The sequence below is a fragment of the Burkholderia sp. AW49-1 genome (genome assembly GCF_053427845.1).
This window is the reverse complement of record NZ_JBSAXF010000020.1, coordinates 55469-78109: the sequence shown is the minus strand read 5'-3', so window position 1 is coordinate 78109 and position 22641 is coordinate 55469. Positions and strand designations below refer to the sequence as shown.

The 22641-nt window shown below is 64.9% G+C and carries 18 protein-coding genes; 10 read left to right on the top strand and 8 right to left on the bottom strand.

Annotated features, from left to right (window positions below; all coding sequences use genetic code 11):
• The first annotated feature begins 5 nt into the window (after positions 1 to 5).
• From ACV22W_RS25035 to ACV22W_RS25020, 4 genes are all read left to right on the top strand, one after another.
• Entirely contained in the window at positions 6 to 890 is an 885-nt protein-coding gene (locus tag ACV22W_RS25035; protein WP_448022306.1) for an alpha/beta fold hydrolase, read from the top strand.
• A complete protein-coding gene (locus ACV22W_RS25030; protein ID WP_448022305.1) occupies positions 887 to 2515 on the top strand; it encodes a bifunctional 3-(3-hydroxy-phenyl)propionate/3-hydroxycinnamic acid hydroxylase in 1629 nt (542 codons plus the stop codon). The genes ACV22W_RS25035 and ACV22W_RS25030 overlap by 4 nt, the downstream gene beginning before the upstream one ends.
• Positions 2505 to 2837: an NIPSNAP family protein gene (locus ACV22W_RS25025; RefSeq protein ID WP_034191827.1), complete on the top strand. Its 333-nt coding sequence runs from the start codon at positions 2505 to 2507 to the stop codon at positions 2835 to 2837. The genes ACV22W_RS25030 and ACV22W_RS25025 overlap by 11 nt, the downstream gene beginning before the upstream one ends.
• Before the next feature lie 84 nt (positions 2838 to 2921).
• Complete coding sequence (locus tag ACV22W_RS25020) at positions 2922 to 4373, top strand: NAD-dependent succinate-semialdehyde dehydrogenase (protein WP_448022328.1); 1452 nt, start codon at positions 2922 to 2924, stop codon at positions 4371 to 4373.
• Positions 4374 to 4415: 42 nt separating this feature from the next.
• Here the strand turns inward: ACV22W_RS25020 and ACV22W_RS25015 are convergent, their stop codons facing one another.
• Positions 4416 to 5144 carry an IclR family transcriptional regulator gene (locus ACV22W_RS25015; RefSeq protein WP_048027892.1) on the bottom strand — a complete coding sequence of 243 codons (729 nt, stop codon included), beginning with the start codon at positions 5142 to 5144 and terminating at the stop codon, positions 4416 to 4418.
• A 313-nt stretch (positions 5145 to 5457) separates the two neighbouring features.
• Here ACV22W_RS25015 and ACV22W_RS25010 point away from each other — a divergent pair, with 313 nt between their 5' ends.
• On the top strand, positions 5458 to 6513 hold the full coding sequence (locus ACV22W_RS25010; protein ID WP_448022304.1) for a porin: 1056 nt from the start codon (positions 5458 to 5460) through the stop codon (positions 6511 to 6513).
• Between the two features lie 57 nt (positions 6514 to 6570).
• On the opposite strand, the gene ACV22W_RS25005 is transcribed toward ACV22W_RS25010, so the two are convergent.
• The 6 genes from ACV22W_RS25005 to ACV22W_RS24980 form a co-directional block, all read right to left on the bottom strand.
• Positions 6571 to 7719 (bottom strand): porin, encoded by a 1149-nt coding sequence (locus ACV22W_RS25005; protein ID WP_448022303.1) that lies wholly within the window; start codon positions 7717 to 7719, stop codon positions 6571 to 6573.
• 192 nt (positions 7720 to 7911) lie between these two features.
• The gene (locus ACV22W_RS25000) at positions 7912 to 8475 is read right to left on the bottom strand and encodes a cytochrome b (protein WP_048027888.1); all 564 of its coding nucleotides are present in this window, start codon (positions 8473 to 8475) and stop codon (positions 7912 to 7914) included.
• Between the two features lie 145 nt (positions 8476 to 8620).
• Positions 8621 to 9985, bottom strand: a complete 1365-nt coding sequence (locus ACV22W_RS24995) for an aminotransferase class III-fold pyridoxal phosphate-dependent enzyme (protein WP_448022302.1) — start codon at positions 9983 to 9985, stop codon at positions 8621 to 8623.
• Positions 9986 to 10049: 64 nt separating this feature from the next.
• Complete coding sequence (locus tag ACV22W_RS24990; RefSeq protein WP_448022301.1) at positions 10050 to 11495, bottom strand: aldehyde dehydrogenase family protein; 1446 nt, start codon at positions 11493 to 11495, stop codon at positions 10050 to 10052.
• Between the two features lie 261 nt (positions 11496 to 11756).
• A complete protein-coding gene (locus ACV22W_RS24985; RefSeq protein WP_448022300.1) occupies positions 11757 to 13196 on the bottom strand; it encodes an APC family permease in 1440 nt (479 codons plus the stop codon).
• Positions 13197 to 13492: 296 nt separating this feature from the next.
• A complete protein-coding gene (locus ACV22W_RS24980; protein WP_448022299.1) occupies positions 13493 to 14437 on the bottom strand; it encodes a helix-turn-helix domain-containing protein in 945 nt (314 codons plus the stop codon).
• Positions 14438 to 14969: 532 nt separating this feature from the next.
• On the opposite strand from ACV22W_RS24980, the gene ACV22W_RS24975 reads away from it, so the two are divergent.
• The 5 genes from ACV22W_RS24975 to ACV22W_RS24955 all read left to right on the top strand — a co-directional run bounded on the left by ACV22W_RS24975 (position 14970) and on the right by ACV22W_RS24955 (position 21258).
• A complete protein-coding gene (locus ACV22W_RS24975) occupies positions 14970 to 16337 on the top strand; it encodes an MFS transporter (RefSeq protein WP_448022298.1) in 1368 nt (455 codons plus the stop codon).
• Positions 16331 to 17629: a hypothetical protein gene (locus ACV22W_RS24970; RefSeq protein ID WP_146756323.1), complete on the top strand. Its 1299-nt coding sequence runs from the start codon at positions 16331 to 16333 to the stop codon at positions 17627 to 17629. Before ACV22W_RS24975 ends, ACV22W_RS24970 begins: the two co-directional genes overlap by 7 nt.
• 547 nt (positions 17630 to 18176) lie before the next feature.
• A complete protein-coding gene (locus ACV22W_RS24965; protein WP_448022297.1) occupies positions 18177 to 19178 on the top strand; it encodes a sterol desaturase family protein in 1002 nt (333 codons plus the stop codon).
• Positions 19179 to 19240: 62 nt separating this feature from the next.
• The gene (locus tag ACV22W_RS24960) at positions 19241 to 19594 is read left to right on the top strand and encodes a 2Fe-2S iron-sulfur cluster-binding protein (protein WP_021157738.1); all 354 of its coding nucleotides are present in this window, start codon (positions 19241 to 19243) and stop codon (positions 19592 to 19594) included.
• A 407-nt stretch (positions 19595 to 20001) separates the two neighbouring features.
• A complete protein-coding gene (locus ACV22W_RS24955) occupies positions 20002 to 21258 on the top strand; it encodes an NAD(P)/FAD-dependent oxidoreductase (RefSeq protein ID WP_448022296.1) in 1257 nt (418 codons plus the stop codon).
• A gap of 207 nt (positions 21259 to 21465) precedes the next feature.
• Here the strand turns inward: ACV22W_RS24955 and ACV22W_RS24950 are convergent, their stop codons facing one another.
• Complete coding sequence (locus ACV22W_RS24950; protein WP_448022295.1) at positions 21466 to 22419, bottom strand: helix-turn-helix domain-containing protein; 954 nt, start codon at positions 22417 to 22419, stop codon at positions 21466 to 21468.
• Positions 22420 to 22641 lie beyond the last annotated feature (222 nt).

The window sequence follows — 22641 nt, the reverse complement described above, 5'->3', positions numbered from 1 at the left end:
GAATGATGAATACGGTGTCCGTCAAGGATGAATGGGTCGAGAGCGACGGGTTGCGGCTGCACTACGTGAGCTGGGGTCGCGACGATGCGCCGGCCGTGGTGATGCTGCACGGCTTGCGCAGCTACGCGCGGACGTGGGAGCCCGTTGCCGACGCGCTGGCCGACCGCTACCGGGTCGTCGCGCTCGATCAGCGCGGGCGCGGGCTGAGCGACTGGGATCCTCGGCGGGACTATCACGCGGCGGCCTACGTGCGCGATCTCGATGCGCTGGTACGCGCGCTCGACCTGCGACGATTCGTGCTGGCCGGGCATTCGATGGGCGGCGCCAATGCGTTCGTCTACGCGGCATCGAATCCGGACCGGCTTGCCGGTCTCGTGATCGAGGACATGGGCCCGGGCGCGTCGGCCGGCTCGCAAGGTTCCGAGCGCATCAAGCGCGAGCTGAAGGAAACGCCGGACGCGTTCGCGTCGTGGGACGACGCGCGCGCATTCTGGCGGCATCAGCGACCGAACATCGCGGAATCCGCGCTCGATTCGCGCGTCGCGCACTCGCTGAAGGAGGACGCACACGGACGGATCGTGTGGCGGCACGACGCCGCCGGGATTGCGGCGGCCCGGCTGGCCGCGACGCCGGAGCAGCTCGTCCATCTGTGGCCGCTCGTCCTCAACCTGCACGTGCCCACCCTGCTGTTGCGCGGCAGCGCGTCGGACTTCCTGTCCGCGGAGGTGGCGGCCGAAATGGCGGCCGCCAATGCGGAAATCGAGCGTATCGACCTGCCTGGCGCGACGCATTACGTACATGACGACCAGCCCGATGCATTCAATCGTGCGCTGCGATCATGGCTCGATGGTCTCGACGATCCGGCATGGCGGACGGGAGCCGACGCATGAAGGCGAACAATCCGGAGCGGACATCGGTCGCGATCGTCGGCGCCGGGCCGAACGGCGTGGCGATGGCGAATCTGCTCGGCCTCTACGGCATCGCGACGGTGATCGTCGAGAAGGCGGCGGACGTCGTCGAATTTCCGCGCGCGGTCGGCATCGACGACGAAGCGTTGCGGATGTTTCAGACAGCGGGGCTCGCCGACGAACTGAGCCGCGACATCATCCAGAACGTGCCGCTGCGCATGTTCAAGGCGAACGGTGAATGCTTTGCCGATATCCGCCCGTCGATCCGCGAATTCGGCTGGTGGCGGCGCAACATCTTCATGCAGCAACTGGCCGAACGAACGCTGCGTGCCGGGCTGGCCCGCTATCCGCACGTGTCGCTGCGAACCAGCGAGGAAGTGGTGGATGTGGAACAGGACGACGGAGGCGTCACGTTGCAGGTGCGCCGCGAGGACGGCCGGCAGTATGCGCTCCAGGCCGACTACGTGGTCGCGGCCGACGGCGGACGCAGCCCGATGCGCGAGCTGCTCGGCGTCACGCTCGCCGGCACGACGCATCCGATCAAGTGGGTCGTGGTCGATGTGAAGAACGCCGGCCTCGACCAGCCTTGCACGGCGCTGAACTGCGACCCGCGCCGCCCGAACGTCTGCATCTATCTGCCGTTCGATTTCCGGCGCTGGGAATTTCTCGTGTTTCCGCACGAGGACGAAGCGGCGATCGCCCAGCCCGACTCGATTCGCGCGCTGATCGCGCCGTACGTCGACGACATCGATCGCGTCGAGATCGTGCGGGCGCGCACCTACACGCACCATTCGCGCGTGGCCGAGCGTTTCGTCATCGGTCGCGTGGCGTTCGTCGGCGATGCCGCGCACCTGAGTCCGCCGTGGATCGGCCAGGGCCTGAACGCGGGCCTGCGCGACGTGGGCAACCTCGCGTGGAAGCTGGCCGGCATCGTCCGTGGCGCGTTGCATCCCGGCGTGATCTCGACGTACGAATCCGAGCGGCGCGATCACGCGAAGGCGATGATCGACCTCGCGGACACCTTCGGCGCGATGCTGATGCCGACCAACCGGCTCGTCGCGTTTCTGCGCGATCGCGTCCTCGGGCTCGTCCGCTTTGCACCGGGGCTGAAGGACTACATCCTGCAGATGCGGTTCAAGCCGATGCCGAGCTACACGCGCGGCATCGTGCTGCCGGGCGGCTCGGATGCGGTCGGCAGGATGATCGTGCAGCCCGACGTCGAAACGGCCGATGGCTTGCGCCGCAAACTCGACGACGTGCTGGGCCCGTGGTTCTCGATCGTCGGCTGGCAGTGCGATCCGCTAGCGTGCCTGAGTGACGACGATCGTGCGTACTGGACGTCGCTCGGCGCGACCTTCGTGCAGGTCAGCCGTTCGCGCAGCGGGACGAGTCGCGCCCGGCGCGTGACCAGCGTGCACGGCAGCGCCTGCGTCGAGGACGTCGACAACGCGCTGGCGGCATGGTTCGACCGGCATGCCGGCCCGCTGGTGGTGGTGCGCCCCGATCGCTACGTGGCGGCGCAGACGGACGCCGTGGGGATGGCCCGCGCGACCGCGGCCTTTCAGGCGTTCGCGCCGCGACAACGGGAGGAAGCGCATGTTTGTTGAGCAACGCACCTATACGCTGGTGCCGGGCGGCGTCGCCGAATATCTGCGGCTGTATGCGGAATGCGGGCGCGCCGCGCAGGAGCGGGCACTCGGCACGATGATCGGCTGTTTCGCGACGGAAGTCGGGCCGCTGAACCAGCTCGTCTATCTGTGGGCATTCGATTCGCTCGACACGCGTGCGCGGCGCCGGGCCGCGCTGATGGCCGATCCCGAGTTCGGGACGTTCCGCGGCAAAGTCCGGCATCTGCTCGTCAGGCAGGAAAACCAGATTCTCCGGCAGGAAATCGGCGGCTTGCTGCAAGCGCCGCAACAGGCGGCGTGACACGACCGTCGCACCGTCCGCGCCAACCGCGCACTTTCAACCGAGGGTACCGTCTTGATTCCGTTTACGCCGCTGACTTCGCGCATGGTGCCTGATGCGTGCGCCGATTACCCGCCGCTTCGTCTGTATGTCGATGGACGGTTCCTGCCGGCCGACGGCCGGCGCACGCAGCCCGTCATCGATCCAGGCAACGGCCGCGTGCTCGGCGACCTGCCGCATGCGACGCGGGCCGATATCGACGCCGCCGTGCATGCCGCGCATCGCGCGTTCGCGGCATGGCGCCGCGAGTCGCCGCTCGTGCGCTCGGACATCCTGCGGCGCGCCGCTTCGCTCGTGCGCGAGCGCGCCGAGTCCATCGGCCGCCACATCACGATGGACCAGGGCAAGCCGCTTCGCGAGGCGGTCGCGGAGGTCGTATCGTCCGCGGAACAGCTCGAGTGGCACGCGGAGGAGGGGCGTCGCACCTACGGCCGCGTCGTGCCCGCGCGTTCGCCGGACGTGATGCAGACGGTGCTGCGGGAGCCGATCGGCGTGTGCGCGGCGTTTTCGCCGTGGAATTTTCCGTTCAGCCAGGCGATGCACAAGATCGCGGCCGCGCTTGCGTCGGGGTGCACGCTGGTGCTGAAAGGGCCCGAGGAATCGCCGAGCGCGCTCGTCGCGCTCGCGCACCTCTTCCACGATGCGGGGTTGCCGCCGGGCTGCCTGAACATCGTGTGGGGTGTGCCGGGCGACGTGTCGACGCAACTGATCGAGGCGCCGCAGGTGCGCAAGATCTCGTTCACCGGTTCGGTGCCGGTCGGCAAGCGGCTGGCGGCGCTCGCCGCGGCGCACATGAAGCGCATGACGATGGAGCTGGGCGGACACGCGCCGGTGATCGTCTGCGCGGATGCCGAGATCGAGCGCGCCGCGGCGATGCTGGCCGCGTACAAGTTTCGCAATGCCGGGCAGGTGTGCGTGTCGCCGACGCGGTTCTTCGTGCAACGCGCGGTGTTCGACCGCTTCGTTGCCGCGTATCTGGAAGCGGTCGGCAAGATCCGCGTCGGCTACGGACTGGAGGAGGGTGTCACGATGGGGCCGCTCGCGCATGCGCGGCGCGTGTCGGAGATCGACGCGTTCGTCGCCGACGCGAAGGCGAACGGCGCGGCGATCGTCGCGGGCGGCACGCGTTTGCCGGGGGGCGGCCATTACTTCGCGCCGACGGTCGTCGTGGCACCGCCGCGCGAGGCGCGCCTGATGAATGACGAGCCGTTCGGCCCGATCGTCGGGATCGTGCCGTTCGAGGCACTCGACGATGCGCTCGCCGAAGCCAATCGTTTGCCGTTCGGCCTGGCGTCGTACGCATTCACGACATCGGTACGCAACGCGCACCGCATCGGCCGCGCGCTCGAAGCCGGCATGGTCAACATCAATCACTTCGGCATGGGGCCGGCGGAGATCCCGTTCGGCGGCGTGAAGGACAGCGGCTTCGGCAGCGAGGGAGGCACGGAGACCTTCGACGGTTATCTGGTCACCAAATTCATCACGCAACTGAACTGACGGTGCGCACGCCGGCGCCCGCGCGCGGCGTCGCGCCAGCCGTCAGGTGGCTTCGCCGATCTGCGCGGTAGCGTCGATCAGCAGCTTGCCGAGCACGTGCTCGTCGAACAGCGCGAAGTGCTCGGCGCGAAAGACCAGCGACAGGCTGCTGTTGATCTCGCCGCTGCTGGCGGTGCGGATCGGGGCGGCGATGCCGACGAAACCGGCGTCGAGTTCGCCGCGCGAGATCCAGTAGCCGGTCTCGACGATCTGCTGGCAGTGCCGCCAGAACTGTGTCCAGTCGGCCGCGAACTCGCCGAACGCGGCGTTGTGCCGTTCGTGCAGCCGTTTCAGGCGCGCGCGCGACATCGCGGCCACGATCACTTTCGACGATGCGCCCTGGAACAGCGGCATGATGCGGCCGCGGCCGAAACCGAGCTGCAGGTTCTCGGCACCGGTTTCGTGCATGACGTTGATGATCTGTTCGTCGAACAGCGTCGACACGAGCGCATCGCCGCCGGTGACCTGGACCAGTTTCTGGATGACGGGCTTCGCGGCGGTGAGCGTCGGGTCCGACTGCCGCATGTTGTAGTCGAGATGGATGATGCGCGGGCCCAGCGTATAGCGGCCGTTGGTGCCGACGAGCAGGCCGACGGAAGCCAGTTCCTTCACGTAGCGATAACACGTGGTGCGTGAAAAGCCCATGTGTTCGGCGATTTCCTCGGCGGTCATCGACGTCGCGGACGAAGAGAAGACGTCTAGGATGGACAGCATTTTGGTGAGGCTCGACATGACGTGATCCGGAAATCAGGCGGCTTGCGGCAATGGAACGGGAGAATCGGAAACGGCTCGCGCCGCGCCGCGGTCGCGGGTGACGCGACACATCGGCGACGGCAGGGCCGTAGTCTAACTTAAGTCGTGGCGGCGGCAACCGGACCCGCATCAAGGAAGGCGCGTGACACATGCCGCTGATCGTCCTGTGATCGCGTCGCGTCGAATCAATATGGAATCCTATGTTGACGATGTAGATAACGCAACTCGACACGGCCTGCGTGCGATCCGGCGTCGCGGACGCGATGCATGAATATTCGATGAGGAGAAGAAGATGGGAACGTGGTTGAAGATGGTGGCGCTGTGCGGCTGCGGTGCGGTTTCGCCGGTGTTCGCGCAGTCGAGCGTGACGCTCTACGGTTCGCTCGACACCGGCATCACCTATACGAGCGATGTCGCTTCCGCGCCGCGCGGCGGCCGCCAGCTCGCGCTCCAGGCGGGCGTGTCGCGCAACGACGTGTGGGGCCTGACGGGCAGGGAAGACCTCGGCGGCGGCAACTTCGCAGTATTCCGGCTCGAAAGCCAGTTCCAGACATCGGACGGCACGTTGACCGTGCCGGGCTCCGCGTTCAGTTCGCAAGCGTACGTCGGGCTCGGCGGCGACTGGGGCACCGTGACGCTCGGGCGGCAGTTCGATTTCGTCGGCGATCTCATGCCGTCGTTCGCGATCGGCGCGAACACGCCGGCCGGGCTGCTCGCGTGGGGCTTGCCGGCGAACGCGTCGGCGGGCGGCGCGCTCGACAACCGCGTGTGGGGTGTGCAGGTGAACAACGCGGTGAAGTACGTGAGTCCGACGTTCGGCGGTGTCGCGTTCGGCGGCATGTGGGGGTTCGGCAACGTGCCCGGCACGGTCGCGCGCAGCAGCGTGCAAAGCGCGATGCTGTCCTACACGCAAGGCGCGTTCAGCGCAGCGCTCGCCTATTTCGGCCAGCACGACGTGACGGCCGGCGGCAATCTGCGCAACTTCTCGGGCGGGGCCGGCTACAACGTCGGGCCGTTCCGCGTCTTCGGCATGGTGTCGGACGTACGGATCAGCGCCGCCGCGCCGTTGCGCGCCACCACCTACGACGCCGGGTTGACCTATTCGGTCGCGCCCTCGTTGCAGTTCGGCGGCGGTTTTCAGTACCAGCAGCGCGGCGGGGACATCGGCTCGGCCAACCAGATCACCCTGAGCGCCGACTATTCGCTGTCGAAGCGCACGGGGCTGTACGCGGTGGTCGCGCGCGGGCACGACAGTGCTTACGGTGCCCAGGTCGAGGCCGCGCTCGGCGCAGCGGCGGCGGGCACGTCGCAGACCGCGGTGCGCGTCGGGGTGCGGCATCAGTTCTGACCGCACGGGAAAGCACGGGTTGCCGCGTGCGGCAACCCGGCCCGCGGGTCGCCGCGCTCAGAACCGATGCATCATCCCGATCCGCAGCGCCAGCTGGTTGCGGCCCGACGACTGCCCGGCCGTGCCGAGCACGTGCGCATAGTCGAAGTCGGTACCGGTGTTGCCGGTTGCATGCTGGTATGCAGCCTGGAGGTAGGTCGAGGTCCGCTTGCTGAGGTCGTAGTCGAGCATCATCGACAGCTGGTGCCAGCTCGGCGATGCGTCGCCGGCCGTCGTGGCGACATGCGCATGCGTGAATGCATAGGCGGCACCGAGCCAGAAGTCAGGCCGGAAGAAATACTGGCCGTTGACCTCGAAGTTGTCGAATTTCCACGCGTTCTGCGTGCCTGCCGCAGGCGGGTTCGCGAAGTAGAGATTCGATTCGGGGTTGGTCACGTCGACGTGCGAATACGCGGCGGAGAGCGTGAACTTGTCGCTGAACTTGTATGACGCGCCGGCATCGATGTTCTGCTGCGAGCGGCCGCTGAATACCGTGTCGTCGCTCGACAGCGCGCCGCCCGCGGTCGCGCCGCCGTTGTTTGCCTTCAGGTAGGCGACGGCGGCAGAGAACGCGCCCATCTGGTACTGCACGGCCGCGCTGTAGACGCGGTTTCGCGCGAAGCCGCCCGCCTGGTTCGAGAGGCCGTAGAGCACTTCGCCCTTGAAGCCGGCATACGCGGGCGACACGTATTTGACGCTGTTCTGGATGCGGTAGTCCCAGTCGGCGTTGTCGTTGTCGTACGGGTGCGCGCCGAAGTCGCCGAGCCAGTTTCCGGTGGCCGTGAACGGGCTCCACATGTCAAGCGTGGGGTCGTACTGGCGGCCGAGCGTAAGCGTGCCGAACCGGTCGGAATCGAGTCCGACATAAGCCTGCCTGCCGAACATCCGGGACGTCACGCCGAGCGCGCCCGTACTCGCGCTGAAGCCGTTTTCGAGCTGGAACAGCGCCCTCAGGCCGCCGCCGAGGTCTTCGGTACCTTTCAACCCCCAGTTGCTGCCGACGGTATCGCCGCTGATCATCTGGTAAGCCGTGCTGCCGCCCGCGTTGCTTGTGAAATTGATGCCTTCGTCGATCAGGCCGTACAGCGTCACGGTGCTTTGCGCGTGGGCCGGCAGGCCGAAACCCATGGCGCTCGCGGCCGATACGGCCGCCATCATCTTCTTCATCGTCGATCTCCAGGTGTGGGCGGCCCACGCGTGGCGACACGGTTTCCGACGGCGTGCGTCAGCACCGGACGCGTGCAGCGGGTTCGTTTATCATTAGTTAAACGAAGTATGAATCGGGAAGAAAATCGGTCCGCCGCGATCGAGCGGACCGAATACGGCGCCTCGCCGGGCGCGAGGTTCCGCGTAGCGGAGCTACAGCATCCGCCGCAGCACGTCGTTTTCCGGGTTGCGGTCGAAGAAGCGGTGCTTCAGCGCGCCGAGCACATGCAGCACGATGAGCGCGAGCAACGTGTAGGCGAGCGTCCGGTGCAGCCACTGAAACGCCTCGAACCAGTGGTCGTTCTTCGGCAGCAGCTCGGGTACGCGGAAAAAGAAGAACGGCACGCCGTCGCTCTGCGTGAAAGTGCTGGACATCGAATAACCCATCAGCGGCACGACGATCGCCAGCGCGTACAGCAGGTAGTGGCCGATCTTGGCGAGCTTGCGGTCGAGCGTCGGCAGGGTGGCAGGCAGCGGCGGCAACGGCTTCATCGACCGAATCGCCAGTTGCGTGACGACCACCAGCAGCGTGAGCACGCCGAACTCCTTGTGCGTCGGGTAGTACCAGTCGAACTTGGCCGGCAGGTTGTCGTCGAGCCGGACCATCGTCCAGCCGGTCCAGAGCTGCGCGCCGATCAGGATCGCCCTGACCCAGTGCAACAGCCGAAGCGCGAGCGGGTATTTCTCCACGGTGAATGCAATGGCCTGGTGTTCCATTTGATTTGTCTTCCTTTGAAGCGACGCTGCGACAGGCGGGATGCCGATCGTCAACGTCTCGCGCCGATCTTCGTCGAACCGAGGCCGGATGGCGATGCGCACGAACCTTCGACGAGAGGCTCGTGCGCCAGGCTATTTCGCGCGCTCAGGCGATCGCCAGCGAATCCGCGCAGCATTCCTGCAGTGCTTCGCGCAGCGTCACCGCGATGAAGTCGGCTTCGTCCTGCCGCAGCGTCAACGGCGGCGACATCACGACCTTGTTCGCGATCGCCCGTACCAGGACGCCGCGCTTGCGCGCGGCATCGGCCACGCGGGCGGCGAACCCCTGTCCCGGATCGAGCGGCGTGCGGCTGGCCTTGTCGGTCACCAGATCGAGCGCCAGCATCAGTCCCTTGCCGCGGACGTCGCCGACCGTCTCGAAGTCGGCCTTCAGCGGCAGCAATTGCTCGAGCAGGCGCTGGCCGACCCGCGCCGCATTACCGGGCAGATCCTCGGCCTCGACGATGTCGAGCACGACAAGCGACGCCGCGCAAGCGAGCGGATGCCCGCTGTACGTATAGCCGTGCATGACCACGTGCGAGAAGCCCGCACCATGTTCGATCGCGTCGGCGATCCGGCCGTTGTACAGTGTCGCGCCGAGCGGCACGTAGCCGGCGGAAATGCCCTTGGCGACGCACAGGATGTCGGCGGCGACGCCCCAGCCGCGGCTGCCGAGCAGGCTGCCGGTGCGGCCGAAGCCGGTGACCACCTCGTCGGCGATCAGCAGGATGCCGTTGCGATCGCATACGGCCCGCACGCGCGGCCAGTAATCGGCCGGTGGGACGATCAGGCCGCCGGCGCCCTGCACCGGTTCGGCGACGAACGCGGCAATGGTCTGCGGGCCGTGAAACGCGATCGTTTCCTCGAGCTGCCGGATGCAGTGCTCGACGAGCTGTTGCGGATCGTCGCAGTTCCACGGATTGCGGTAGAGCCACGGCGTGTCGAGCAGCACGCAGCCGGGCAGCAGCGGGCCGTGATTGTAATGGTAGACGCCGTTGCCGCCGATCGACGTGCCGCCCATGTGTACGCCGTGATAGCCGTTGCGCAGCGACAGGAATTTCGTGCGCGACGGCTCGCCTGCGGCGACCCAGTACTGACGCGCCATCTTGAGCGCGGTCTCGATCGCGTCGGACCCGCCGCTGCCGAACATCACCCGTTGCATGTCCTCCTGCGCGAACATAGCGCACAGGCGGTCGGCCAGGTCGTAGACGCGCGGATGGGCGACGCCGTCGAAGGTCTGGTAGTAAGACAGCTCGTCCATCTGCCGAGCGATCGCGCTTTTCACTTCCGGCCGGTTGTGGCCGACGTTGACGTTCCACAGTCCGCCGACGCCGTCGAGCATGCGGTGGCCGTCGACGTCGTACACGTAGTTGCCGTCGCCGCGTGCGATGACGACGGTGGGGGTCGTATGGCCGGCGGCGGCCGAGCTCATCGGATGCCAGAATCGTTTTTGACGCTTTTGATAGTCCATGGTGTCTCTCGTCTCTCTTACGAAGTGCTTGAACAGAGGGGTGCGACGTGGTGTGCGCCGCGGGTCACAGGGCTGCGGTGACGATCTTTTCCTCGAGGTATGCATCGAGCGCGGCCTTCGACAGGTCGCGCCCGATCCCGCTTTGCTTGGTGCCGCCCCACGGCAGGCGTGCGTCGATCGGGCTCCATGCATTGATTGCGACCGCGCCGACGTCGAGCCGCTCGGCGACGCGGTGCGCGGTGTCGACATCCTGTGTCCACACCGAAGCGGAGAGGCCGAACGGCGTGTCGTTGGCGATGCGAACGGCCTCGTCCTCGGTCTCGAACGGCATGACCATGCCGACCGGGCCGAACACTTCGTCGCGGGCGATTCGCATGCCCGGATGGACACCGCCCAGGATAGTCGGTCGCATGAAGCAGCCGCGCGGCGGCACCTGTTCGTTGCCGACGAGCATGACCGCCCCTTCGGCGAGCGCGCCGTCGACGAGCGCACGGACGCGCGCGAGGTGACGCGGGTTGATCAGCGCGCCCATCTGCACGCCGGGCTCCGACGGCGGACCGACACGGATGGCCCGGGCCGCCTCGGCAAGCCGCTCTTCGAGTGCGTGCGCGATCGAGCGGTGCGCGAGCACGCGCGAGCCGGCCGCGCACGTCTGGCCCTGGTTCGCGAACATGCCGGCCATCAGCGACGGAATCGCACGATCGAGATCGGCATCCGCGAACACGATCTGCGCGGCCTTGCCGCCGAGTTCGAGCGTGACGCGCTTGAAGGTCTTCGCTGCCGCGGTCGCGATCGCGCGGCCGACTTCGGTGCTGCCGGTGAAGCTGATCTTGTTCACGAGCGGGTGCGCGACCAGCGCGGCGCCGACTTCCGCGCCCACGCCGTGAACGATGTTGACGACCCCGGCGGGCAGGCCGGCTTCGCAGACGAGATCGCCGAGCCGGGCGACGGCCAGCGGCGTGTCCTCCGACGGCTTGATGACCACCGGGCAGCCGGCCGCGAGCGCAGGCGCGAGTTTCCACACGGCGATCATCAACGGCGCGTTCCACGGAATGATCAGACCGGCGACGCCCACCGGTGCACGCCGCGTGTAGCTGAGCGTCGGTCGGCCCATGAAGCCGTCGGTCGGAATCGTGCGGCCCTCGAGCTTGTCGGCCCAGCCGGCGAAGTAGCGCAGCGTGTCGATGCACATCGGGAGGTCCATCATGCGCATCTCGGCAAGCGGGCGTCCCTGTTCGACGGCCAGCAATTCCGTCAGCGCATTGCCGTTGCGCTCGACCAGATCCGCGAGCCGAAGGAGCCAGCGGGCGCGGGCCGAGCCGCCGGCGCGGGCCCACGCGTCGTCGTGCAGCGCGGCGTGCGCGGCACGCACCGCGCGATCGACGTCCTCGGCGGTCGATGCGGGCACGGCGGCGACGTAGTCGCCGGTTGCCGGCGCCAGCTTTTCGAAAGTGCGGCCGGTCGCTGCATCGCAATGCCTGCCGCCGATCAGATTCTGAATTTTCATCATGGTGTCCATGTTTCACAGGGGCGAATCGTCGGGCTGAACGGGGCGGCGGCGAGGGCGGCTGCCACCGTGCTGCGGCGACGTCGCTTTCACTGTATGTCGATGAAATCGTGCGCCTTGTCCGCTATCGGCAATCGTTGCTGTGCGATCGGGATAGGGAATACCCGTGCCGGCGCGACGCATTGCGAGTCGCGTCGGCAGCGGGAGATGCCCGGGGAGGGCGTAACGAGACGACGGGGCGGCGCGGCACCGTCCGGGCAGCGGCTACTGGGCGGCGCGCCCGAGTTCGCGGTACAGGTCGGGATCGCTGCGCTTCAGCCGCAGCGCGGCGCGGATGCCGAGCGCGCCGACGGCGACGAGGAAATACGGAAACATCGCGACGAAGGTCGAATCCGATCCACTCAGCACGGACAGGTTGCGCACGACCAGCACGAGGCATGCACCGAGCGCGATCACGCTGACGAGCGGCGCGATCAGGCGGTGCACGACGCTGGCGTCCCGGCGATCGCGCGCGAAGAACGCGATTACCGAGGCCGCCACCAGGATCTGCACCGCGATGATGCCGATCGTGGCCAGCGCACTCATCCACGAGAACACGACCGCGAACGGATCGAGGCGGAACACCGCCGACCCGACGATGGCCGCGAGCGCGATCAGCGTCTGCACCTTGCCGGCGACGTCCGGGCAACGATGCACGGGGCACGTATGACCGAGCTTGCGCCACAGCACGCGTTCGCGGCCCATCGCGTAGAAATAGCGCGTGATCGTGTTGTGGAACGACAGGATGGCCGCGAAGAGGCTCGTGACGAGCAGCACGTTCATCGCGTCCGTCGCGATGCCGCCGAGCAGCCGGCCGCTGACGGCAAACCACAGATTGGCCGGATCGCGGCCCGCCTGTGCGGCGATCTGCCCCTCGCCCCACGCCTCGACGATCGCCCACGACGACAGCGCGTAGAACGCCATGATGAGGATCACGGCCAGGTAGGTGGCGCGCGGAATCGTGCGTTTCGGGTCGCGCGCCTCCTCGGAGAAGATCGCCGTCGCCTCGAAGCCCATGTACGAGCCGAGCACGAACACGAGCGCGGTGCCGAGCCCGGGTGCGAACACCATCGCGGGGCTGAACGGTTTCGCGCTGAAGCCGCCGGCGCTCGCGCCGTGCGCAATGATCGCGAGATCGAGCAGCATCACGATCGCGATTTCGCCGATCATCAGCATGCCGAGCAGCCGGCCGCTGAACTCGATGCGCCGCGCGCCACAGAAGTGGACCGCGACGACGCACGCGAGCGCGTACGCCCACCACGGTACGTCGACGCCGTAGTGACGCTGGATGCTGTCGTTCAGGAAGAAGCCGAACATGCAGTAGATCGCGATCTGCACCGCGTTGTACGCGACGATCGCGACGAACGCGCCGCCTACGCCGGCGGGGCGTCCGAGCCCGTTCGCGATGTACGCATAGAACGCGCCCGCATTGGAGATGTGCCGACTCATCGCGGCATAGCCGATGCTGAAGATCAGGTACATGACGCCCGCCAGCACGAATACGCCGGGCACGCCGGGGCCGTTGCCGAGCGAGAATGCCGCGGGCGTCGCGCCGACCATCGCGGTGAGCGGCGCGGCCGCGGCGACGACGAAGAAAACGATGTGTGAAAGTCCGACGGCGTTCTTGCTGAGCCCCGCTTCGGACCGGGGTGACGATTCGTTCATGAGTAGTCCCGCTGGCCGGATCGTCCGTCAGGAATCGACACCGGCATGCCTGATCGATATTCCCGTGCCGCGCGCCGATCCTGACGAGCCGGCAAGGGATGCCGACGGCCGACCACCGACGACGACACAGGTGTGCGCTTGGACGGCCGCTCGATGCGGTGAAGCGCACACAAGTAGGCCGACGACAAAAATTTAAGGTGCCTAAATCACGCGCGTTGTCCGTTATCGGCAATCCGCATGCGCGGGGGCGGCAGGGGATTACCCGGATGCGCCGTCACCATGCGTCGTTCGCGGGCTCAGCTCAGGCGCGGCGTGTGTGATGGCAGCTCGTGGAAATGCTGCTGGTAGTACGCGGAGAAGCGCCCGAAGTGGCAAAAGCCGAATTGCGCCGCCGCGTCGCCGATCCGCATCGTCTCGGGCGTCGTCATCAGGAAGCGCCGCACGGCGTTTAGCCGGATCGAGCGGAGATAGGCGGTCGGCGTCGTGCCGACTACGTTCTGGAAACTGTATTGCAGCGTGCGGCGGCTGATTCTGAGGTGGTGACAGAGATCGATCACCGTCGGCACGTCGTCGCATTCGAGCGCGATTTCCTGGCTGCGACGAACGATGTAGCTTTGCGTCGAGGCCGACGGCAGCGCGCCGGCATCGGCATCGTCGGACTGCACGAGGTCGAGCAGGATGCCGACGACACTGTGCGCGAGCACGCGTTCGTCGAATGCATCGCGTGCGGTGAGCGAACCGCTGTCGAGCGCCTGGCAAAGCACGCGCTCGAGCCCGTCCAGTGCATGGCCGTAGCGTGCGGGCGAGATCGGCAGCACTGGCTGCTTCAGGATGCGGGCAGGCAGGTTCGCGAGTTCGTCCAGTTCGCGATCGCCCGTGAGCGTGCGATCGATCGTGAAGGCGAGCACCTCGGTGTCGCACGGCAGATGCGCGACGAACTCCTCGCCGCCGCGCAGCGTCAGCAGGCTCGGGCGCTCGACGGTGCGCCCCTGGACCACGGGCGCGACCGCGCTGACGATCGGCAGCGCGAAGCAGAGCCGGTCGCGCGGCGCGAGGCCGTGCTGCATCACGCGCTGATTGATGCGTTCGCGAAAGACGTGGAAACGCTGGCCGGCGACCTGGCGCAGCGTGGTCGTTGCGGTGCCGGGACTGATCTGGTCGTAGTGCTGCGACCAGTTCACGATCGCCTGGGAATGGAGGAACACATCCGAGAAGCACAGTGTTTCAGCGTGCAGATTCATGGCGTGGCTGATGCATACCGTCTGAAATTCGATGCCGGCCGAGGCCGACGCAGGTTGCCCGGGCGCGGGCAGCACGCGCGATGCGCGCGGTTCGCCTGGATTCGCCCGGATGGATGGCTTCCGAAGATGCCGTGCCATGCGGCCGGTCCCGCCGACGATCATATCCAGAAAAAAACAACGGGTGACGCGATCGAAAACCCCGTTGACGCTCGCGGCCGTTTGTTTTTGTAAATCTCATTATATGGGATTGAATTTATTTTTATGATGGGGGTTTACGTGCGATATGGCGCGATACCTTGCAGTGTAGGCGAAATGACCGTGATATCCGCGGGATTTCGATGTTTTCTTACAAAACTGACGAATGAAGGCTGGCGATGCGGAGCAGGCGACGCCTGGCGGATTTTCTCGTGTTAACTACCAATGAATCCCGAATTGTGAGATTCGTATAATTCTCCCGTGGCGCTTCGACTGGCCGTGCACATGCATGGCGCCGCCGATTACAGCCGCGAGCAACGCACGCGACTGCAGATGCATGTCCACCTACCGGGAGCGGTCCATGTCCGAGTCACCCCCTGCCGTCTTGTACCGCCGGATCGCGCTGCGCGTGATTCCGTTTCTGTTCGTCTGCTACGTCATCAACTTCGTCGATCGCGTCAACATCGGGTTCGCCAAGCTGCAGTTCCTGCAGGATCTCGGCTTGAGCGAAGCCGTGTTCGGCTCCGCGACGGCCATTTTCTTCATCAGTTACGCCGCCTTCGAGGTGCCGAGCAATCTGGTGCTGGCGCGCATCGGCGCGAGCCGCACGCTGATGCGCATCATGGTGCTGTGGGGCCTTTGCACGGTGGCGCAGATGTTCGTAACCGGCAGCGTGTCGCTGTACGTGGTGCGGTTTCTGCTCGGCGCCGCCGAGGCCGGCTTCTTTCCGGGCCTGATCCTGTACCTGTCGTACTGGTTTCCGGACGCGGTGCGCGCCCGTGTCAACAGCATGCTGCTGCTCGCCGTTCCGGTTGCAGGAATGGTCGGCGGACCGCTGTCCGGCTGGATCATGGCGCACATGCAGGGCGTGATGGGGTTGCGCGGATGGCAATGGCTGTTTCTGATCGAGGGGTTGCCGGCCATCGCGCTCGGGCTGGTTGCGCCGCTGATGCTGAGTGACCGGCCGGAACAGGCGGCATGGCTGTCGTCTTTGGACCGGCAGGCGCTCTTGCGCGATCTGGACGCCGAGCGGGCCTCGGCCGTGGTCGGCCATGACCGGGTCGGCGTTGTCGACATCGTTGGCAACGGTCGCGTGCTGGGGCTTGCCGCGATCTATTTCTGCATCTACGTCGGGATGGGTACGGTGACGTTCTGGTCGCCCACGGTGCTGAAGTCGGCCGGGGTGTCGAGCGTCTCCGGAATCGGCTGGTTATCCGGGCTGATATCGGTGTTCACGATGATCGGAAACGTGGCGATCGCATGGAGTTCCGACCGATTTGGCGAGCGCCGGTGGCATACGGTCGTCTGCATGCTCGTCACCGCGTGCAGTCTACTGCTCCTGCGCTTCTCGGTCGGCCACGTATGGATCACCGTGGCCTTGCTGGCGATCGCGCAGCTGTGTGCGTTCACCGTGCCGATCGTTTTCTGGACGATTCCGGCTGCACAACTGACCGGTCGCGCGGCGGCGGCGGGCATCGCGGTGATCAGCATGCTGGGTTCGCTCGGCGGCGCCTTCAGTTCGTGGCTGGTCGGCCTCCTGTTTGCGCGTACGGGGGCGCCGTATGCCGGGCTCGGGGTGGTCGCGGGGCTGCTGGTGGTCGGTTCGGTGCTCGTGACGAGCCTGGTGCCGCGCACTCTGCCGCCGCGCCGCGCGGCGAGCGAACGGGCGTGTCTCCGTACAAGCCGGGGAGGTCGAGCGTGCTAGAGGACAAAGACACAAGGCGGCTCGTTGCTCACGGGGAACGCATTCAAAAAAGTGGCGTGCTCGGAAAATCGTCGCAGATCAATCGTCTTTTCGAATTACTGCTCGAACGTTCGCTGGCCGACGCCGCACCGAAGGAAATCGAGATTGCGCAAACGGTCTTCGGCAAATCCATCGACGTGGATCTTGCCGCCGATGCGACCGTGAGGGTGCATGTCCACCGGCTACGGAAGAAACTCGAGGAACTGCCACCGGACGAGCATGGTGAACGCCTGGCCCTTCCGCGCGGGGAATATCGGCTCGTCGTCGTTCCGCCGGCTGCGGCCGCGGCAGACGATCGTGCCGCACCGCGCCGCCGCCTGCCGCGCGGCGCCTGGATGTGGTTCGCAGGAGGCGCCGTGCTTCTCGCCGGGCTCAATCTGATTTGCTGGAACTGGTTCGCAGGCAATCCCGCCGGAGACGCTCGCCTCGGGACCAATCTCTGGAGTGCGCTGGCGGGGAGCCATATTCCGACTCTTGTCGTTTATGGCGGCGATTATGTTTTCGGCGAGCTGGATTCCGACAACGAGGTTTCCCGCCTGATACTCGACCCCCGAATTCACTCTGCGGATGAGTTGGGTCAGTACCGGTTGCGGACCTCGGGCGCGAATCAAAAATATATCGACTTGAACACCTACACCCTTCCTGAAGGTGTGGCGCCGGCTATGGCTGCCATTACTCCCATCATTGCGACCGCGCGAGCCGGTGAGCTGCCGTCGCTGCAATCCATCGCGATGTCGCGCTTCACCAACAATATGTTGCGGACTCACGATCTCGTCTATGTCGGTTTGCTGAGGAATCTGGCGGACCTGAAAGAACCGCTTTGCGATATCTCGGGTTTCTCTCTGTCGGACGACGGCGATACGCTTGTCGATCGGGCGAGCGGGAATCAGTTTCAATCCGACTGGGACAACCCTTCGACCGAGGGGATTATGCGCCGCGACTATGCATATATAGCCAGCTTTCCGGGCTCATCGGGAAATCATATCGTCGTTATTGCTGGCACCAGGGATCCTGCGCTCATGGAGGCGATACATGTTGCGTCGAGTAAATCTGAACTGGACAAGCTGAAGAAGAGTCTCGGCTCCGATAACACGTTCGAGGCACTGTATGAAGTCCGTACATTCGGACCGTCAAATGTCGGTAATAAGCCGGTCATTGTTCGCCATCTCAAGGTCGGCCAGATGTGGCCTGTAAGAGAAAGCGAGCTTGCGCCCAAAAAAGCCGGAGCCGGCGAACCCGCAAAACCAAAATAAAAAGTTGCGCTGCGTACGGTGATCCATGGAGCCGGTCCGGGCTCGAGATCGTGGTGAGCATGCGGGACGCACCTGTTTCGACGGCGATCCGGATGTGCTCTCGATGCCGCATCGAGATTGAATGCCCGATACCGCGCCGTCTTCTATTTCTCTACCCGTTCCTCCCGTTTCGAGACGTCGTTATTTCGGCTGGGCCGAACCGGTGCGCGCCGCAAGCGAGCGGAGCAGAAGAGCGAGCGCAATGGACGCCGGAATCGATATGCCCGCGATACGCAGGCATCCGCGATGCGATGAAACCGGGTTTACCCTCGGAATTGCAGTTGTCCGGTCACGCGAAAACACCAAAAAAACGTTCGTTAACCGTTCGTCCACCGTTCGTTACTGGCCTGTGGGAGGGCGGCAGACCACCATGAACACACTATCCCGACGGCCGCGTCTTCCTTCTGCGTCGAACAGGCCGAGGGCATAGACGGTACCTGGCAAGTGCGGCGTGCGCGACTCGCGGCCATGCCCTGGCTCGTGACAATATGCAATCCCGGAGACGAAGATGCTAAATGAGATATGGACCTCGGTTGCTGACTTTTATGACCCGACCATCGGAATGCTGCGGCAGTGGGCATGGGGTCTTCCGATTTATTTCGTGGTAGTTGCATGGATCGCGTTCCTGGCAAGAAAAGAACGAGAGCCGGTGACGTTACGGGCGGTGGTGAGGTCCGTATTTCCGAAGGACCAGTACGATCACGCGTCGGCCCGCGTCGACCGATGGAACGGACTTATTCTTCTGGCGATCGGTTTTCCACTTTCTGTATTCGTCGCAATCAATGCGATATCGGTGGCGGACAATCTGGCGGGTTTTCTGGCGACGTATTTCGGGGCGAGAGCGCCTCTGATGCACACCGACTGGAAAATGGTTGCGGTTCAGTTCGCTATCTATTTTCTGGCTCTGGATTTTTCCGGCTACTGGGTGCACCGCTGGTGCCACGAGGTTCCCGTGCTGTGGCCACTGCACAAGCCGCACCATACGGCCGAAACGCTGACGCCATGGACGCTCTTTCGTCAACACCCGGTTGAATTCTTTTTTCTGAACACGATTCCGTCGTTTTTCGCCGGCGTGATGCTGGGCTTGCTGCTTTACGCCACCGGAACCGCAGTCAATCCGGGAACCGTGACCGTGATCGGAATTCAGGTGTATGTTTCCTTTTTTGTCGTCGACACGATGTCTCACGTACACGTGCACGTTTCGTACGGAAACTGGGTGAATCGTATCGTTCTCGCGCCTGTCATGCATAACCTCCATCACAGCATCGAGCTACCGCATCGAGATAAAAACTACGGGGTGATTTTGACGGTATGGGACTGGATGTTCGGAACCCTTTATCTGCCGAAAAAGAACGAAACATGGCGCTGGGGGCTGAATGAAGTGGAGTTTGGGGAAAAAAATCCTCACAAAACCCTGCGAGGCTTCTATCTCGAGCCATTCGTTTCGTTCTGGCAGGGTTTGCTTCAAATCGGCGCTCGCCAGGATACCGTGACGCCGACCCACGAGTGAGTTTTCGCCGACGGGCGGATATCCAGGCCGCACGCACGACTCGATATCGAACAGAGTCGCGCGTGCTCGTTAAAAAATCACCTTTCTTGAATATGCCAAAAGTTACCTATATCGAAGCGAATGGCGACGAGCATGTCGTGGTCGCGCCGGACGGCGCCAATGCAATGGAGACCGCACTGGAAAATGGGGTGCCGGGTATCGACGGCTTTTGCGGCGGCCAGGCCTCGTGTGCGACTTGCCATGTCTATGTCGACGAACCCTGGCTCGGCGTGACCGGCAAAGCCGATCCGGCGATCGAGCTTGCCCTCCTCGAGCCGTTGGGTGCAACGCAGGAGAACAGCAGGCTCGCTTGTCAGATCAAGTTGACACGAGAATTGCACGGCCTGGTGCTGAGAATGCCCGAGAAGCAAGGCTAGGCGGCTATCCCGAGCCTGTTCCTGACGGCTCGGCGCGCGTACTTCGACGGAGTACGACGGTGATGAACCGGGGGCGCGAATGCGAATCTTCGTGTTTCGTGCCCGTTCGTGCGCGTTGTGCATCGACGGTGCCGCGGCCGGTTCGGCGATCGGAGACGCGCTCGTGTGGGCGTATCCGATTGCCTGTCGGCGAGACACGCTCGTCATCCTCTTCAACGCATTTGGAGTCCGTACTGCCCGGCAAGTGATCCACCTCGTCGAACATCGTTCCGGCTGCGCGATTGTCGAAGCGACGGTTTGCCGGCGAACGTCGTCCTCGACAGCCGGTTCCGGTGCGCACGCCGCACGCCGTGCGCCGATCCGGTTCAAACCCGTGGATTGCCAGGGCGTTTCCTCGGGAGACAACTTTGACATCCTCACAAAAAGCGCCGCTCGTTATCGTCGGTGCCTCGTATGCCGGAACTCATCTCGCCGCGGCTGCGCGCGAACTGGGATTCGATGGACCTATCGTCCTGATCGGAGACGAGCCGCACGCACCCTACCAGCGCCCGCCTCTTTCCAAGGGCCTGCTCACGGGCAAGACCGGCATGGGCCAGCTCGCGCTGCGCAGCCCGGATTTCTATACTGAACAATGCATCGATCTGCGCGTGGGGCAGCGCGCTACAGCGCTGGATCTGGCCGCGCGCCGCGTGTGGCTGGCGGACGGCGAGCATCTCGAATACAGCTGGCTTGCACTCGCGACGGGCGCGCGCTGCCGCCCGCTTCCGGTTCCCGGCGCTGAGCTTCAGGGCGTGCATCAACTGCGCACGCTCGACGATGCGCTGGCGGTACAGCGCAGGCTTGGCCGTTGCTCGAGCGCGTGCATCGTTGGCGGCGGGTTTATTGGTCTGGAGGTCGCGGCCGCGCTGAGCTCGGCTGGAACGCGGGTTACCGTGGTCGAGAGCCAGACAAGCCTCCTCACGCGCGCCTTCCCGGCGTTCATGTCGGACTATGTCGCGCATGCGCATCGCCGGCGCGGCGTCTCGCTGGAACTGGGCCGCAGCGTACGGGCGCTGCTGGGCCGTCAGGGTAGCGTCGAGGCAGTCCAGTTCGACGATGGCCGCACGTTGGATTGCGACTTGGTCGTAACAGGGACCGGCGTATTGCCGAACACGGAGCTTGCCGATGCCGCCGGCATCGCCTGCGACGACGGCATCCTTGTCGATGCGTTGGGCCGCACCTCGGTGCGGAACGTACTGGCCGTCGGCGATGTGGCCAACATGGCGCAGCCGCCTTTCCCGGGTAGTCCAGCCAGAATGCGGTTTGAATCTATCCAGGCCGCCAGCGACGGCGCGCGCGCCGCGGCCTCGGTGCTGGTCGGTCAGCCGCAACCGCTTTCGGCCATACCATGGTTCTGGAGCGAGCAGCACGACCTGAGATTCCAGATGGCCGGTCTGCCATCGTCCGGAGACCAGGTGGTGTTGCGCGGTGCACCCGCCAGCGATCGCTTTACGGTGTTCTACCTGCACGACGGTGCGATGGCGGCTGCGCATTCCGTGAACCGGCCGTCGGACCACGTGCTGGCGCGCAAGCTGATCGCCCAGCGATCGCGTATTCCCGCTGCGACGCTGGCCGACCCGACGGTGGATCTCAGATCCATGATCGACGCCGGACAGGTGAATTGACCGTCATTTTCGGTGTACACCGGGCGCCTCGCGCATGCGAGTCACCGGTCGTATGTCGGCCATCACGTGAATCCGCGTGCGCTCCGGCAGCGGATTCGGTCGCGGAAGATGACGAGCAGGGTGGTGGCCGCAGCCGTCGGAATGGGTGCGAGGCACCCTGCATTGCGGTCGGGCTCGGTGATCGGGCCGCGCCGGCTCGTCCGGCTTCTATCCGTCGTTCCGAACCGGTCTTTTAGTATGCGAAGGCAGCTCGCCGAAGAGTGCCAGGTAGTCCTCGGCGAAATGGCTCATGTGGAAGAATCCCCATCGGGCGGCGGCGTCACCGATCAGGAGTTTGGATGGATGCGTCGACATCAGGCTTCGACGCACGCCGTTGAGCCGCACGGACCGAAGGTAATTCAACGGCGTCGTTCCGGTCACGGATCGAAAGCTGTTCTGCACGGTACGCCGGCTGACCTGCAGTTGCCGGCACAGCTCCATCACGCTGGGAACCTTGACGCTCTCGGACATGGTCAGGTGATGACATTTCTCGACGATGAAACTTTGGGTGGAACTGCCGTTGCGTTGGCGTAGATTGCAATCCGGGCTGCTGATCAGTCGAATCATTTCATGAAGAACGAATTGCTCGAACGGGCCTTCGTCGTGCTGGATAGTGCCGCCTTCGTCGTCGGCGAACGCCTCGGAAAATATCGCAAGCAGGCGACGGCGGCACGCGTTCAGGCGCTGTCTGGGCAACGTGATGACGGGTTGCTTGAGGAGCGTGGTGATCGCGTGGGCGTTCGCAACGGTCGATAGTGCCGATTCGAACATATCGCGATCGAAGTTGATCGAGAGCATGTCCATGCCCGTTGGCATATGAAACATGAACTCCTCGCCGCTACGCAGGAAGAGAACGCTGTTGCAGTCTGCCTTGCGGCCTTGCATGACGACCGGTCCGGACGCCGAAATCGGTATGGCGAAGCAAATCTTTCCCGACGGAGCTTCGCCGTGTTGAACGACGCGCTGGTTTATCCGTTCCCGGAATAGGTGGCAGCGCGCGCTCGCAAGTTGCATCAGCGAGCTTTCGAGCGAACCCGCCGATATCTGGCTGTAGGTTTGATTCCAGTGCTTGATCGACGCGGCGTGGGCATTCACGTCATCAAATCGGTCGATGCTCTTCATGACAGGAAACCTCGACGGGGCGGCGAAGGACGTGCGTAGCGCGACTGATCGTTTTTTGGGCAGGAGAAATTCTGCGAACAAATCGTGTGTTATCCCAGCGGGGGAAACCCGCGGATGTCGAGCCGGGACGCGCGAGCCCGTCCGCCGGTCCGATGACTCCGTCAAGTTCGGCGTGTCGAGGCGCCGTAAGCAGTTGCGACTGCTACGAAGTCCGATGTCGGC

Coding starts and splice junctions, on each gene's coding strand:
- ACV22W_RS25035 (WP_448022306.1), top strand. CDS start 6: ATGAATACGGTGTCCGTCAAGGATGAATGGGTCGAGAGCGACGGGTTG.
- ACV22W_RS25030 (WP_448022305.1), top strand. CDS start 887: ATGAAGGCGAACAATCCGGAGCGGACATCGGTCGCGATCGTCGGCGCC.
- ACV22W_RS25025 (WP_034191827.1), top strand. CDS start 2,505: ATGTTTGTTGAGCAACGCACCTATACGCTGGTGCCGGGCGGCGTCGCC.
- ACV22W_RS25020 (WP_448022328.1), top strand. CDS start 2,922: ATGGTGCCTGATGCGTGCGCCGATTACCCGCCGCTTCGTCTGTATGTC.
- ACV22W_RS25015 (WP_048027892.1), bottom strand. CDS start 5,144: ATGTCGAGCCTCACCAAAATGCTGTCCATCCTAGACGTCTTCTCTTCG.
- ACV22W_RS25010 (WP_448022304.1), top strand. CDS start 5,458: ATGGGAACGTGGTTGAAGATGGTGGCGCTGTGCGGCTGCGGTGCGGTT.
- ACV22W_RS25005 (WP_448022303.1), bottom strand. CDS start 7,719: ATGAAGAAGATGATGGCGGCCGTATCGGCCGCGAGCGCCATGGGTTTC.
- ACV22W_RS25000 (WP_048027888.1), bottom strand. CDS start 8,475: ATGGAACACCAGGCCATTGCATTCACCGTGGAGAAATACCCGCTCGCG.
- ACV22W_RS24995 (WP_448022302.1), bottom strand. CDS start 9,985: ATGGACTATCAAAAGCGTCAAAAACGATTCTGGCATCCGATGAGCTCG.
- ACV22W_RS24990 (WP_448022301.1), bottom strand. CDS start 11,495: ATGATGAAAATTCAGAATCTGATCGGCGGCAGGCATTGCGATGCAGCG.
- ACV22W_RS24985 (WP_448022300.1), bottom strand. CDS start 13,196: ATGAACGAATCGTCACCCCGGTCCGAAGCGGGGCTCAGCAAGAACGCC.
- ACV22W_RS24980 (WP_448022299.1), bottom strand. CDS start 14,437: ATGAATCTGCACGCTGAAACACTGTGCTTCTCGGATGTGTTCCTCCAT.
- ACV22W_RS24975 (WP_448022298.1), top strand. CDS start 14,970: ATGTCCACCTACCGGGAGCGGTCCATGTCCGAGTCACCCCCTGCCGTC.
- ACV22W_RS24965 (WP_448022297.1), top strand. CDS start 18,177: ATGCTAAATGAGATATGGACCTCGGTTGCTGACTTTTATGACCCGACC.
- ACV22W_RS24950 (WP_448022295.1), bottom strand. CDS start 22,419: ATGAAGAGCATCGACCGATTTGATGACGTGAATGCCCACGCCGCGTCG.